Genomic DNA, 15,075 nt, shown 5'->3' on the forward strand with positions numbered 1-15,075 from the left:
AGCCCGAGCCCGTTTGCGAACATATTCCCTCAATTACAAAATTACGACGATACAAAATTATTCTATTTATTGTTTTTTATCCTTCCTTTTTTTAACAAAATAACTAAAAGCCTCTTGTACATCCCCTCTTTTATCGTTTTTATACCGCATAATATGTGGTACTGCCTCGGATATATCAGTATCAAGATCAGACAATATCCCAATAGCAAATGTACGACAATCTTCATCATCTATCATCTTGATAAGATGAGAAACGCTAGCTTTTTTCGCAGCTAAAAATATTTTAATAATGATCATCTCTAAATACGGATCAACACCATAGTGACCATCTTTCTTAACTGCTTCCGTCATTTTTTTTACTGTTTTTACAACAGTAGGAAGAGTTAATTCTGCGTAATCTTTTAACAACATAATGCCAAGAGCAGCGCTTTTTAGACCTTTTTCGCGAAACATTTGATATTTATAATGTGCAGTATTATTGTATTTTTTTAAATAAGGTAATATGCGGTTAACAGCTTCTGTTGCCTGAAATAAAGACATATTACCTGGAATATATGTGCTAATAATGCATCCACAATGCTTTACAACGCAACCTGTACCAAAACAACTTCCACACAAATACACATCTTCATTTTGAGTAAATTCACCACTTCCACGGCATTTAGTGCACATATCGCTAATATGAAACTGTTCTTTCTCACATGCACATGGTTCGTCAGCGATAATAGTTGCTGCTAAAATTATAAAACAAAAAAGATAGAATTTCATTTATTCCCCCCTACAAGGACGCTTCTGTGAGCTCTATTTCTATTCGATAAAACGAAAATTTCTATTCTGAAAATAAGTTCGATTTTTTGCTATTATTTTGCTAGTTTATGGCGGATAAATAAACGGTATTCTTTTTTTGAAATAAAAGAATCTTTATTTTCGTCTATTTTCCAAAACAGTGGTTTGTCGAATTCCTTTTTGGATAACTTTCCGTTTTTATCTATATCTAGATGAGTAAAAGCTGGTACTCGCCTCTGCAATTTGTTTTTTCTTGTCCGCTGTACCCACGAGTGCATTTCGCGTCTTTTCCCCATGTGATTAAATAAATGCTTGATCTTTTTATTTAATTCTCGCTTCGTTAACGATTGGTCCCTGTTTCTGTCTATAGCTCGAAAACTCTCTTTTTTGAAGGGCCATTCTTTTATATCTATTTTATTATCATTGTTCTCATCATATTGCTCTAAAAAACTAGCAGCTATAACTTGCTGCGGACGAAGGGAGTCTTTTTCTGAGATTTCTTCGGTATTATTTGGTTGCGTTTTTTCCTCTTTGTTTTTTGGCGGTTGTTGTGCCTTTTGAGTTATCAGGCTTTGTGGAAACAGATATTGATTATTATATATAACAAAAACAAACAGAATTGCCGCAGCAGCGATAAATGATTTTTGTAAAATGCTTTGCTTTTTGTGATGCAGACGCGTAAAGTTTTTTTTCATCTCTGTTACCGATGAGAAACGCAGTTCTTTATCTTTTTGCAAAGCTTTTAAACAATAGTTCTCCCATTTAGGAGATAGCCTTTCTATTGGCAAAGGCTTTTCATTCATTACTTTATGTAATATCGTAAATGGGTTATTTCCTGTAAACACCGGTTGACCTGATAGCATTTCATAAAGTATAGCGCCTAAAGAGTAAATATCAGTGCGTCGATCGACTTTATGTCCTTGTGCTTGTTCAGGTGACATATACATAGGGGTTCCTATAATCTCGCCTGTTGTCGACACATTAGAATTTCCTTCATTTAGAGCTTTTGCTATACCAAAATCAGTTATAAATACTTTGTTATTTTTATCCAGTAAAATGTTGCTTGGTTTTAAATCGCGATGAACTATTCTTTCTTTATGAGCATATTCAACAGCATCTAGAATTTGATGAAATATATGATAGACTTCCCCTAAGTCTAACTTTTTTTTTCTCAAAAAGTCGGCGAGTGATATACCTTCAACATATTGCATAATTATACATGGAGCATTGGCAATTGTCTGAAAATCATGAACAGCAACAATATTAGGATGATGGAGAGAGGCATTGTTCACGGCTTCTTTTTGAAAACGCTGCAAAGCGACAGGAGAAGGGAGCATTATTTGTTTGATCGCAACAATACGCGAGAGTATTTTGTCGTACGCTTTATGAACAACTCCCATACCACCTTGCCCTATTTTTTCGCGTAGTTCAAAGCGTTGGTTTGCAGATACTGTTGAATCATTGCTTGGTTCCATACTCATCGTTTTATCACTGTGAATGCTATTAGAACTATCTTCTGGAAGTAACTTAGCGCATTGACGCAGTAATTGATCGACTTTGCTTGAAGCATCATTCATTGTTCTTCTTCCTCCAAATAGCTTTTTACTTCATCGTGAATCTTCTTTAAGTATTTCTTTACTTGATAATCAGTAATTCCAAGTTTATTTACAATTGATTCAATGCTTTCATCATCGCGGTAACGAAGAGCAAAAACCTTTTTCATTAGAGGGTCTTCAGCGTTTTCAATCAAGTCTCGAATAACAAGCAAACTAAGTACTTCCTCCGCTTTTTTTTCGTTGCTCTCTAGTGTTGATAAAAGTGAAATATGCTCATCGTTGTGATAAATTGTCGCTTGGCGCATCAATTGAGCTTTTTTGGTTTTTTTCCCTTTCCAATAGTTACTAATTTCTCCTTTTATTACCATTAGCGCCAAAGCATTAAACGCTTTTTTTTCGCGAATTTCTTTTACTTTTTTTGACAACGTTAACAAAATTTTATTTGTTAGATCATAACTGTCGTGATAATGACCAACAGTTAAACGCACAAAATTAAAAATTGGAGTTTGGTAGCGAGCCAAAAAAGCATCCATGTGATGAACTGTATTGGGATTATTTTGGATATACCGAATCAGTTCAATTGTCATTGTCGAACATGGTCTATTTAAATTTTTCATAAGCGCGTCCTCAACAATTTTTAAAGATGCTGCCCATACATTATAAGTGTACAGATATGATAAACTTCAGTGTTTTTTGGGTAATTCCATGATGCTTACTTAATAAACAAAATCAATTTCAAGCGCCGTATTCCATTGTATTTCATCTGATGCTGTTTCTATTTCAGCAGAAAGGTTTATCTTAAACGACCTTGCATAATTAAGGTATTTTTTCCAAATACGCAGTAACTGAGCTTTAATATGCTCCATTTTCCTACCATTAGGATTACGGATGGATATTGCCAACGCTTTTTCTTCTGCCCATAACTCTTGAAAATCTTCGATATATTTTATTATACCACTACTTGCAACTTCTACCTTTATTAGTGGAGAAAGAGACTGTACCTCTTTTGAAAAAGTGTATAAATTACTTTGCCGCCAATCAGGAGCTATTTTATCTTTGATATCAACTAGATCCTTAAAAAAGGATATGTGGCTACAGAAAACAATATAGTTATCAAAAATTGTCAGAATAGGCTGCACTGCACCACCAGTAATATCAAAGTTTCCGATATCTATACGCAAAAAAGTATGATTGCCGTATTTATCCTCAAAAACCTTTACTTTACCTTTAGTTTTTGCTACTTCTCGCTGTAACATTTCTTTCAAGTAATTGTAAAATTCCTGGGCTGTAGATGAAGGTGCAAATACACATAGTGCAGGATAAGGATCAAAAACATCAATATCTTGTTTTACATAATCAATAGATGAAGAAGTTAATATCAAATGCTGATCTATATGCTTAAAGATATAATCTTCTACGAAACTAGCTGTTCGATGAGATCTGTTTAATAAGCGAATACGACGATCTGCTTCTTTACGAATTTTACGAGGAAGTAGTAGATAAAGTTTTTCCCATATATCGATGTTTATAGGTACTTGCGTTTTCAAATATACCTTCTTAGGTAAAATTTCATCGCGAAATAAGTGAGGAGAAATTTGATATATTTTTTCGTGATATTGAGATATAGAATTTATTTTCGTAATTCCTTCAATGACAATATTCGGTTGCATTTTTATAGAGACCAGAGTATGGCCAATGTTTTTCAGATCTACTAAAGGTTGAATTTTATGAACTATTTTTGATGAAATGTATTTTTTTAGTGTCTCATTATCTGAATATAGCAACAAAGGAGTTTTTTTATTATGTGCGCGATTTTTTAAAGTAGTTGATTGGGACAGTATAGAGGAATTTTTTTTATTAACTAAACGCCAACTTTCTTGTAGATAGTCCTTGTTATTTGAAACAAATAACACATCGCTTTGAAAAGCAATAAACAGTGTATTCTTTTTATCTAAGTGTATTTCTTTTATTACAGAGTTTACAACATGCTTTTGAGACATATGATCTGGAATAACATAAGGAGCGATTCCTTCAGCAATTCTCATTAAAAAATCAACACGAGCAACACTTAAAAAATGTAATTTATTTTCTTTAAAACGTATAGAGGTAGCTATTTCACCTTTTATAAGTTTCCATAAATACTTTTCTTGCAGAAATTGAAAATCAATCTGCTGTTGTTGCTTCTCTGCATTTTTCCATGCCGTTTTCAAAAGACGATATTCTTTTGTTCTTGCAAACTGGCGAAATGCTAAAGTTTTTTTTATTTCAGAAAATGGAAAGCGATCCTTTACATCACTCCACAATTGTTTTGCATCATGAATATATGCTATACTGTCACTTTCAATAGGAAGAAGAGAAACTAAATTTTTGTTGTAAGCACTTTCAAAAGGATTAGCAATGAAAATGCAAAATAATATAAATGAAATGCATAGCAGCGAAAGTATAGAAATACTCAAATAAACAAAGACTTTTTTCCAGCGCTTTTTTTTCACGTCTTCCAATTTTTAACCTTTCGCGGCAGGGGATTATTTTGGCTAATTTAAAGCATTTTGAGCTTATTCTACAATCTTGTAAACAGAACAATTGTAACACACAATGGAATACATGGCGTAAACAAAATCCGAAAGAATTTATAGATCTATCATCGGTAAATTTATCGTATTGTGATCTATCGTCAGCTAATTTAAATGGAGTGTTATTTGATAAATCTTACCTAAAAGATACTGTATTTACAGATTGTAATTTACAAAACAGTTCCTTCTATAAAAGTTATGCACAGAATGCTTCTTTCAAACATTGCAATATGGCAAAAACAAAAATAATTGATGCTCATTTTTTGAACATATGTTTTTTCGACACAAATTTACTTGGAAGTGATTTTACAGGGAGTGACCTACGTGGATGCCGTTTTGATCAAGTTTGTTACAGAAAGATACGTTTGCAGAACACTCTTGTAGACAATATTTGCTTAAATAATTGCCAGGGGCGCGCAGCGAAAGTTGTAAATATAAAATGTAGTAAGTGCACAATAGACGGCAAATATATTACAAACGAGAACGCACACTTATTGTTGAAAGATATTTTGTTATTTTCGAAACAACATAAAAATTTGCAACAATTCTTCCACAGCAATGCGAAAAAAGAATTGATTGTCCCCAAAAAAAAACAACGACAAAAATCCGAGAAAATTACTTCTAGTTCGCTAGAAACGGATATAAGTTTTTTACCTACAAAAATTCATGCACAAAAAAATGAACCGCAAAAAGAACAGTTTAAATCCATCTCTAATACTTCTCATTTTAAAAAGTACTTACTTCTAGGAGGAGTATTTTTAATTTTTGCAGGCCTTATGAGCTTCTATTTTCGTCAAAATTTGTTTTTTTATATTTTATCTTACAAACTTCATCATCATGAAACTAAAACGCGTTACAAAGCAATCTCTGATTTAAAAATGTCCTCGCGAGAAACCCAGTCACATCCACAAGTTATTAAAATTTTAATTTCGCGATTAGTGGAAGATGTTCCTGAAGTTCGCGAAAAAGTCCTCAAAGTTCTAAGCATGATTAATCGTCCAGCGTTAAAGTATTTGTTAAAAGTTTTATATTTTGGCAATAAAAAACAACGATTGGCAGCATTAGAAATTGTCGAAGGTATGAGAGACGAGGGTTTTGCGGCTTTACCTATTGTTTTAAAACTCCTAAAAAGCACAGATCGCGATATTTGCATTGCAGCAACAAAAGTAATTCTACAAATGGGACATTTAGCAGGAAAAGCTTTGCCTTTGTTACTCGAAAATTTGGAAGTGAACGATTCCAAAGTACGTGTCATTACAATTCGCGCTATCTCACAAATGCCATCGTTTAGTTTAGTTCGTCCGCGTTTATTTAAATATTTACATTCCCAAGATAAAAATGTACTTGGAGAGGTGGTTTTAGCAATCTCTGGAAGTCATTATTTACCTTCCGGTACAATTCCATTGTTATGCGAACGGTTACTGAAAGAAAAGAGCGCCCATCTGAAAAATCGCATATTGTTTTGTTTAGGAAACCTCAGTCAAAATATGGATTTACATATTCCCACGAACAGTATTGAGAAATGCTTGTATGGTGAAAACCCTAAAACAGCTAACTATGCTGCGCGAACTCTAGGACAAGTTAAGGCCATTGGAGTAATAAAGAAACTGCTAAAAGCAAAAGAAGCGAATATACGATATTTAGCGGTAATTAGTGTGCATTCATTGGGAGAACAAAAAAATGCTATCATGAATGATTTTTTTAGGGCTATGAAAAACGAAGAGAATCATGGTGTATTATTAAAGCAATTAGCAGTGTTTTCGTATTTAGAAAAGTCATTATCCAATGAAAAAATGCTACTTAGTATTATGAATTCAACCAACGATTATCGAGTTCGTAACTCTTGTATACACCAACTCCGCTATGTTGCTGTGTCGCCAGAGGTCATTGACATGCTAGTGCAGATTATTATTGACGATTTGCTTGAAAAGGAGGCAGCAAAAGTTTCTTTAGGATTTATGGAGAAACGAACTTTACCGTTAATTTCTAACATTTGGCCTAAAGCAAAACGGCGCGTAAAAATTGATCTACTCGAAGTTTTACAAAAAATGAGCGATATAACAACAATAACGTCCTTAATTTTACCGATGGTTCGAGATAAAGATCCCCAAGTAAGAAGAAGTTTATTAAAAGCGTTAATGAAATCAAAATCACAAAACATCACTCATATTATTGAGAAGTGCCTTCAAGACGAAAAGATAAGTGTGCGGCGTTTAGCAACACAGCTATTTGCAAAATCACAAATAAAACGTTCACCAGGGATCCACCGTTTTCTTATGCAAAATATTACCCACACTGATAATAAATTACGTTTATACAGTTTAAAAGCTTTGGTGGAATCTGGATATTATAACAAAGAGTTTATTGAACATCTAAAAAAAGATCCCTATCACCAAATACTAAATTTAATTAGGAAAATAGAAAGACAAAAGATCTTGAACGAAAAAATCCGCTAAGGGGTGTCGAAATAATTTACCTGATTTTACATGGAGATTTTATTTTATCAGCTAGGCATTTTGAATGCACATAGCCAGTTTCTGTAATTGAAAAATAACGACGCTGAAAAATAAAAGAATATGTAAAATGGTAAACTATTTTCGACCACATCCCTAAGATGTGCTCCAAAATGACGGCACCCCTACAAACTAACATAAACGGATTTTTTTCATACAAAACTTCTTAGTTATTTGACTCGCGATAATTGAATTGAACAGCTTGCCAGCGATAAGCTTTTCCTGATCCAACGCGCTTTTCACTACCAAGAAAAGGTTTGTAGTATATATCAAAGTTTTTAACAGTGTATTTATAAACAAGATCTACATAAGCATATTTTCCAGGTGCAACATCTCGCCAGTATGAAAGAGACCGAGAAAATGTACTGGTTACATCAAAACCTACTCCAGCAGTAACAATGTCTGCTTTAATACCTACACTTGCTGAAACTTTGTTAGAAACAGTTCTTGTTTCGTTAACAATCACTTTTCCACCAGGACCACTGTGACTAATGATAGTACCTTGGCTTATAGGGAAATAATCTTGTTGCCCAGTAACAACGACACGATAAGAACCAAGTACTCGTGCTTGTGCTTGCTGTCTAACCTCAGGTTCAATATCATTTGCAACAGGATCAATTCCTGGTTTAAATACTTTGAAATTATTTTCTTGTAAAAAAGATTTTACGAAAACATTTCGAGAGACACAGTGATGGGCTCCCCACCCACTGTGAATTACAGTCACTTCTTCACCTTGAACATCAATAACAACCATTGTATGTGCTTCAGGTGAATTCTTTTGTAAAACATCACCAGCTTCTACTTTTGCTACAGAATGTGTTGCATAGTCAAGCCCGCTAGGAAGTGCATAACCGCACTCTGATGATACAATAATACGTGCAAAAGTTTTACTATCAGCCACATGGTGGCCAGAGCCTGCAGGAAAATCTGTAAAGCCATTGTATTGAAGAAGTTTATCGTCTTGTTTTAATTGCGTAACAGCCTCCGTGCTACGTTCAACAACCCATTTCCCCAAAAATTCTAGACTATTAGCTCTTTGAGCAATATTTGCATTTTCTGCAGCAATAAAACTAAACGCAATTATAAGTGATAACAAAATATTTTTTAACATAGCGATTCCTTATGAGAAATGCCCTGTGTTCAATGTAAGAGTATTCTACTCTTGTAAAATTGAATAGGAGCGCGTCCTAAAACAAAACATATTATATAATAAAAGATAGCTTGTACAAAGCATTATCTCTACGTATCTTTCAAACCCAAAAAAGAATAGATGTCAAAGTCTTTATCTGCATATCCAGCAGCATTTTTGTGTCCTCCGCCCCCAAATTGTTCAGCAATTTTACTGACATCAAATTCATTATCATACGAACGTAAAGAGTGGGTACCTTTTTCAACATTGACCATATCAATATATTTGACATCTTTCCACTCTGCAGGAGGATTTTTTAGACCACGAACATACCCTGCAAGGTCAGATCTGTGAAGATTAGCAACAATAAGAAGACGATCTCCATCGACAACAGCGCTTTCAATTTTGTTTTTAAAATACCATTCTTTTTTTACAGAAAGAGCGTCTAAAAATAAAGTATCGTTACTACTTATCAAAGCTTCTTTTTTGCGTAAACGACTTAGCATGGTGTCCACAAATTTTCTTTTACCCAGTAAACCGAAAAGATCATTAAACTGCGTTGCGTAAGGTAGTGTATGTAGCCATAGGTCATAGTCATTAACGTAATACACAAAAGCTGGCAGATGTAGAGGAACTTTACACCCTGGTTTTCTTGTGCAGCTATCGTCAAAAATAATTTTGGTGGCACTTTTTTGTTGATCAATCACACACCAACTATAGTCTTTTAAATATTCCTCAGAGGTTTGATGATGATCATACAACAACACGCGTTTTGCATATTTCTCATCTATAAGAATTGCTGTTTCTTCTGAAATAGATACATCACTTACGATTAGCTTTTCTTTTGTTTCTGTGAGAATATTTTTTACTGTTTCGTTTACAATGCCATAATCACAATGGTAAACTTTATCAGGGGTAATTTCAGGATAAAAGCAACGAGCAACTATCTCGCAACCAACGCCATCTAAATCATTATGTGTAACTAAAATCATACAAGAACCTTTAAATTTATTTGGATTTTAACAAGTCCAAAACTTTTTGCGACTTGTTAAGATCGAAGAAAAGTGTGAAGAATTCTTCACTATAACAACTTATCAAACAAATACAATAAAAGAGTTACTAAGCAAGTCACAAAAGTTTCTGGAACCGCATAACTTGTCTTTGAGTATCGTAGCGGTGTCAAGTATTCAGCTAAATAGCCATAGCGATATGTCTCTCGGATGCCCTTCTCTAATAGTCAAATTCTATGTTGACTTAAAATGTAATCAAAAATTTTTCACGACCCACTTAAAATACATATCAAAAGGAAACTCATGAATATTTGGAAAACACTTAAGTTATTTTTAAGTTCTACCTTTGTTGACTTAGAACTTGAACGCGATGAATTGGCTAAACAATTTCGTAAACTTAAATCTCAATTAATTGAACGACAGCTTTCTTTTATGACTTACGATTTAAGATGGCGTCAAAAACATGAGCGCGATTCTATTGTAAAATGGTGTATTGAAATGGTGGAACGCTGCGAATATTTTGTAGGTATATTAGGAAGTCGTTATGGTTGGCGTCCTCCACAAGATGCCTGGGGAAAGAAGAATTTTTCGGGTATCTCGGTAACAGAAATGGAGATAAGGCATGCGCTTTTACATACCGATCGCGGTAAACGTTTTTTTTGTATTTTACATCGAGAAATAAAGGACACTAAAGATCGAGCGTCCATACTGGCTTTAAAAAAACATTTAAAAGCACAAGGAGAAGATGTTTTTGAATTTGCAGATACAAAATCAATGCTTGCCTTTATTGTCGAACATATGCGCAAAAAAATCGATGAACACTACCCTCTCTTATCTACAACTGAAAATGACGCAAATGCTCGCGAAACGTTGATGGAAGATTTTGCGCGCGAAAAATTGCAAGGCTTTGTGGGTCGTGATAGTTTTTCACAAAAAATATGGGAATTTGCTAACAGTAAAAACCAACAAAATTATTTGGTAATACATGCTCTTGCAGGTACAGGAAAATCGGCAATAATAGCGCAGTTTTATAAACATTGGAAACAACAAAATCCTCAAATCACTATCTTACGCTATTTTTTTAGTGTTAACAGTAGCGCTCGTGAATTTATTGCTAGTATTGTCGAGCAAATGTATTTTTATGGTTTATTAGAAGAGGTTCCTAAAAAAGACCCTTTAGAGTTAAGATTTCAAATGCGCTCAGCTCTAGAAAATACTTCCCAAAAATTAATTATTGTTATCGACGCGATTGATGAAGTAGATGAAGCTAACAAGGATTTATCATGGTTACCGAGCAATTTACCAGACAATATCAATATTATTCTTTCTACAAGACCTGTGTCTACTTTTGACATTGCTAAAGATTATATAAATGTACAAACGCAAGAATTACCTCCTCTAACAACTCACGAAATCACAACTATCATCGAAACATATGTTGAGAAACATAAAGTAAAAATTTCACCAGAAGATATTCAACTTTTGCAAAAAAGAGCTGATGGTAATCCCCTATACTTGAAAGTTGCTCTAGAAGAAATTGCCTCCAGTGGCTCAGGTGTTGGACAATTGGCAACATCTATTGATTCTTTATTTGAACAGATAGTACAACGTTTAAGTGACAAATACAATACTAGTGTGATTTTTGACTATTTGGGATTTATAGCTGCTAGTGAAGCTGGTCTTATGGAAATAGAAATACAGGAAGTACTGCAACAATACTACAATACTGGAGATGATCTGCTATTAATGATAACTAAATCTCTAGACCACTTTATTGTGGAACGTGGAGGAATGTTGCAGTTTTTCCACGCGGAATTCGAACGATCTATAAAGGAACGTTTAGGTCGCAACCGTTTGCGAAACTACCACCAAAAACTCGCTGATTACTTTAAAAATAAAGGTCATAAATACTCGCGTGGACTAAAAGAAGTTTGTTATCAACTGTTGTGGGCTGAAAAATATGAGGAACTTTTACAACAACTTTGTGATATTGAATTTCTTCAGAAAAAAGCAGCCAGTGGAATGATTGATGATTTGGTTCATGACTTTGAAATAGCTTTGTATCATCCTCTACTACCTATGCCAAAAAGCACATCTAGCAAATATATGGAAGTAGAAATCGGTACAGAAATGTTGCGTTTATTGTGTCACTCTCTCTCTTTAGATTTGCGCTTCTTGCGCCGTTATCCACTATCTTTATTTCAATGTTTATGGAATCGATGTTACTGGTACGACAATCCCAAGGTAAAAAACTATTATAGTTATGATGAGACGGCGTATTTACCTTGGAAAAAAACGCAATTATTTGTGCTTGTCGAAAAATGGCGCGAAAATTATCACGAAACTTGGGCGAAGAGCTTATCTCCTTTAGAGCCGCACCTAAATTCTAAGCTAAGAAGATTGTTTATTGGACATAGTCGCGAGGTACTTTGCGTTGCCTTTAATCAAGACCGCGAACGCATTATCTCTGTGGGTACGGATAGAAAAATTTGTGTTTGGAACTCAGGAACAGGAGAGTGCTTATACGAAATTAGTGAGCACGAAGAAATTATCCGTCGTACTATTTTTAGCAGTGATGGTAAAAAATTTGCAACAGCAGGAGACGATGGTTACATTTTTGTTTGGGATACCCAAACAGGAGAGTGTGTCCAAATGATAGAAAGTGGCCTTGGCATAATTACTGCTTTGCAGTTTACAAAAAAAAATAAATGGTTAATTTCTGGAGGAGATGACGCGCGCATTGTTATATGGAATGTTAACAATGGTAAACAAGTCTGTTTTTTAGAAGGTCATAACGAAGCTGTATATGCTCTGGATGTAATGGGTGACTATTTTGCTTCGGCATCAAAAAACGGCGAAATAAAAATTTGGCAGAACAATGAATGTATTTGCTCTTTACAAGGCCATGAGAGAATTGTAAACGATTTAAAATTTAGTTTTGATGGAAAGTACCTAGCTTCCTGCTCTAAAGATAATAGCATTCGCGTTTGGAGTGTTACCAACAAAGAATGTATGCAAGTCATTGAAAATCATTATGATAGTGTAAATGCTATAGATTTTGTTCCATACACCCATTTGCTAGTTTCAGGAGGCGACGATCGTTCGATATGCATTACAAATATCATCACCGGCAATATTGTGATGGGTTGGAAACATCATAATTGGCAAGTAACTAGTTTACAAGTTAGTTTAGATGGAAAATATTTAGCATGTGGAGCAAGAGATGGTTCTGTATCTCTTTGGGATATCGGTCGCTATGAATCACAAGACTACAAAGCTCAGTTCACTTTAAAGGGACATAAAGAGAGAATTCGTAGTTTATCTATTTTAACTGAGCGCGCACAAGCCGTAACAGGTTCGAAAGATCAATTTATTAAAGTGTGGGACATAAAAAGCGGAGAATGTAACAAAAGTATTTCCACCAATATGAAAATACGTTGCGTTAGTACCAGTAAAGATGAAACTAAAGTTGTTGTAGGCAGCCGTCAAGGTGATATTGGCTTATGGAACTTGCAAAGCGGAGACTTCATTCACCTCTTGCAAGGACACAAAGGAATTGTCTCTCATGTTTTATTTTGCCACAATGATCAACAATTACTTTCTATCGGTTATTTTGACAATACTATGCGTTTATGGAATGTTGCTGATGGTAAATGTTTGAAAGTCTACAAAGGACACAAAAGATGGATTGAGTGTGTGGGTCTAGATCCGAAACAAAATTTAATTGCTTCTGGTTCTCGCGATAAAACATTAAAAATCTGGGACATGAATGGCAATTGCATTCGTACAATGCATGGGCATGAAATTGGCGTAACAAGCGTTGCCTTTCACTATGACAGTTCAAAAGTTGCCTCAGCAAGTGGTCACTCTGGTATTATACGAATCTGGGACGTAGATACTGGAGCGTGTCTACATATTCTAACGGGACACAAAGATGTAATTACTCAAATGCGATTCAAAAATAATAGTCTAATTTCCGTTAGTCGCGATCATCAAACATTTATATGGGATACAACAAGTGGAAGTTGCGTACGTCAGATAAATGGGCAGGTTGATTTAGAGAGTTATTGTCGGCAAGATGTTTTTAGTTTAACTGAAAGCTGGCAAACCACTATTGTAAAAAATAACCAAGAAATTGTTCACATTCCCGAAAAAATGTCGTTTGTTTCTGTTGTCGATAATCACATAGTTGGCGTTTATAAATCAAATGAACGCTCCGTCGGAGTGCTAAAAATTACTTGCTAGAATAAAAATACTTTTTCGTAGAATACTAAGACGTGTCATCATTCAAGCTGACAAAAACCAAATAATATAAACCGGCTTGAGAAAATAGGTAATACTATAGCAGGCTGTAATTTTCTTATATCATGCAATTGGCTGTAAACTCAAGAAAACCTGTCATTCCCACAAAAATGGGAATTCAGGTATGTGAAAGTTCGAATTGATTATCCTAGGTTACTACTTTCGTTTATAAGATATTATTCAAGCTTAGATTCTTCAATTTGGATTTATTTGGCATCTTGTATATTTTTACAAAAAAATCTTACTTGTATAGGACTACCAGTGTGCGAATCCACGGAGCTACTTTTTTCTATAGGAAACTCTATTTTTTTACTGAAAGGTAGATCCGAAATATCGAGATTTTTATTTGTGTCAGTTCCTCCCAGCCACACTGTAAAGTAACGGCTTTTGAGACCAACAATACGAAGGTTAACGACAGAGATTGCTTTGCTTTTTCCCTTACCAACAACACGACCTTTGGCATCACAAACCTCAACTTCTTGCCTAAAACTCGTTTTACCGTCCACAACAGCAACAAACTCTATGCTCCAAAGTCCAGGATGTTTCCAATCAGAAAGAGAATCTTCTGGTACGTTATAGTATTTTGCAATTTTTTTTCTTATACCACGAAACATTTTGAAATGTTCTAGTTCTATCGCTCGAAAACGTTCCCACAATGCTGGGTCCCATACATAAGAAAAAATTTCTTTATTGTGTTTTAAAAACCACCCTTTTTGATGCCACTTTACTTTCCTAAACTTTGCATTAGCAATTATTTTTCCGTTATACTGATCTAACGATTTTAAAATTTGCTGGCGATCAGGCTGCACCACCTCATATCCGCGAATAAATTTTTCAAAGCCATTGTCACATGCTTTTTGAGAAGCAAATCGAATACGTTTGAGAAATTCTTTTCTTGTAGTTTGTAAAAACGTTTTGGCACTATCATCCGCATTTTTTTGCAAATCGCTTTTTTCTTGGGTATGTAAAGTTGTGAATACAACGAAAACTAGCAACAATCGTCCGAGTGTAGATTTTTTCATGCTTTTCACCCTTACAAAATGAACTCAAACATAAAGTTCCTCTTGTAATTATTCTCCATTAAATACGATTTAGCAATTTTTTTTTAAAATAGTTTCAAAGAAGAACCTTTTTTCTGCGTTTTTTTATATTTTCCAGGTAACAAAATTTACAATCATCCACACCTGCACAAGTGATAATTCCATA

The 15,075-nt window shown here is 34.4% G+C and carries 9 protein-coding genes; 2 read left to right on the plus strand and 7 right to left on the minus strand.

Annotation, left to right across the window (positions count from 1 at the left end):
- Positions 1–66: 66 nt before the first annotated feature.
- The 4 genes from UABHE_RS13245 to UABHE_RS13260 form a co-directional block, all read right to left on the minus strand.
- Positions 67–768 (minus strand): hypothetical protein, encoded by a 702-nt coding sequence (locus tag UABHE_RS13245; RefSeq protein ID WP_372370818.1) that lies wholly within the window; start codon positions 766–768, stop codon positions 67–69.
- A 92-nt stretch (positions 769–860) separates the two neighbouring features.
- Positions 861–2,363: a protein kinase gene (locus UABHE_RS13250; protein WP_372370819.1), complete on the minus strand. Its 1,503-nt coding sequence runs from the start codon at positions 2,361–2,363 to the stop codon at positions 861–863.
- Positions 2,360–2,959, minus strand: coding sequence for a sigma-70 family RNA polymerase sigma factor (locus UABHE_RS13255; protein WP_372370820.1), 600 nt, complete (start codon positions 2,957–2,959; stop codon positions 2,360–2,362). Before UABHE_RS13255 ends, UABHE_RS13250 begins: the two co-directional genes overlap by 4 nt.
- 99 nt (positions 2,960–3,058) lie before the next feature.
- Positions 3,059–4,843, minus strand: coding sequence for a hypothetical protein (locus UABHE_RS13260; RefSeq protein WP_372370821.1), 1,785 nt, complete (start codon positions 4,841–4,843; stop codon positions 3,059–3,061).
- A 29-nt stretch (positions 4,844–4,872) separates the two neighbouring features.
- Between UABHE_RS13260 and UABHE_RS13265 the strand changes: the two genes are divergently transcribed.
- The gene (locus UABHE_RS13265) at positions 4,873–7,371 is read left to right on the plus strand and encodes a pentapeptide repeat-containing protein (protein WP_372370822.1); all 2,499 of its coding nucleotides are present in this window, start codon (positions 4,873–4,875) and stop codon (positions 7,369–7,371) included.
- 223 nt (positions 7,372–7,594) lie between these two features.
- On the opposite strand, the gene UABHE_RS13270 is transcribed toward UABHE_RS13265, so the two are convergent.
- Both UABHE_RS13270 and UABHE_RS13275 read right to left on the minus strand, forming a co-directional pair.
- Positions 7,595–8,539: a hypothetical protein gene (locus UABHE_RS13270; protein ID WP_372370823.1), complete on the minus strand. Its 945-nt coding sequence runs from the start codon at positions 8,537–8,539 to the stop codon at positions 7,595–7,597.
- A 128-nt stretch (positions 8,540–8,667) separates the two neighbouring features.
- Positions 8,668–9,549 carry a DHH family phosphoesterase gene (locus tag UABHE_RS13275; protein WP_372370824.1) on the minus strand — a complete coding sequence of 294 codons (882 nt, stop codon included), beginning with the start codon at positions 9,547–9,549 and terminating at the stop codon, positions 8,668–8,670.
- 321 nt (positions 9,550–9,870) lie between these two features.
- Here UABHE_RS13275 and UABHE_RS13280 point away from each other — a divergent pair, with 321 nt between their 5' ends.
- On the plus strand, positions 9,871–13,812 hold the full coding sequence (locus tag UABHE_RS13280; RefSeq protein ID WP_372370825.1) for a DUF4062 domain-containing protein: 3,942 nt from the start codon (positions 9,871–9,873) through the stop codon (positions 13,810–13,812).
- 263 nt (positions 13,813–14,075) lie between these two features.
- On the opposite strand, the gene UABHE_RS13285 is transcribed toward UABHE_RS13280, so the two are convergent.
- Positions 14,076–14,891 (minus strand): hypothetical protein, encoded by an 816-nt coding sequence (locus tag UABHE_RS13285; RefSeq protein WP_372370826.1) that lies wholly within the window; start codon positions 14,889–14,891, stop codon positions 14,076–14,078.
- Positions 14,892–15,075: the final 184 nt, after the last annotated feature.

This window comes from Candidatus Uabimicrobium helgolandensis (genome assembly GCF_041508025.1).
Taxonomy (GTDB): domain Bacteria; phylum Planctomycetota; class Uabimicrobiia; order Uabimicrobiales; family Uabimicrobiaceae; genus Uabimicrobium; species Uabimicrobium helgolandensis.

Bases quoted from the DNA above. Each gene is read 5' to 3' on its own strand.
- UABHE_RS13245 (WP_372370818.1), bottom strand. From the start codon at position 768: ATGAAATTCTATCTTTTTTGTTTTATAATTTTAGCAGCAACTATTATC.
- UABHE_RS13250 (WP_372370819.1), bottom strand. From the start codon at position 2,363: ATGAATGATGCTTCAAGCAAAGTCGATCAATTACTGCGTCAATGCGCT.
- UABHE_RS13255 (WP_372370820.1), bottom strand. From the start codon at position 2,959: ATGAAAAATTTAAATAGACCATGTTCGACAATGACAATTGAACTGATT.
- UABHE_RS13270 (WP_372370823.1), bottom strand. From the start codon at position 8,539: ATGTTAAAAAATATTTTGTTATCACTTATAATTGCGTTTAGTTTTATT.
- UABHE_RS13275 (WP_372370824.1), bottom strand. From the start codon at position 9,549: ATGATTTTAGTTACACATAATGATTTAGATGGCGTTGGTTGCGAGATA.
- UABHE_RS13280 (WP_372370825.1), top strand. From the start codon at position 9,871: ATGAATATTTGGAAAACACTTAAGTTATTTTTAAGTTCTACCTTTGTT.
- UABHE_RS13285 (WP_372370826.1), bottom strand. From the start codon at position 14,891: ATGAAAAAATCTACACTCGGACGATTGTTGCTAGTTTTCGTTGTATTC.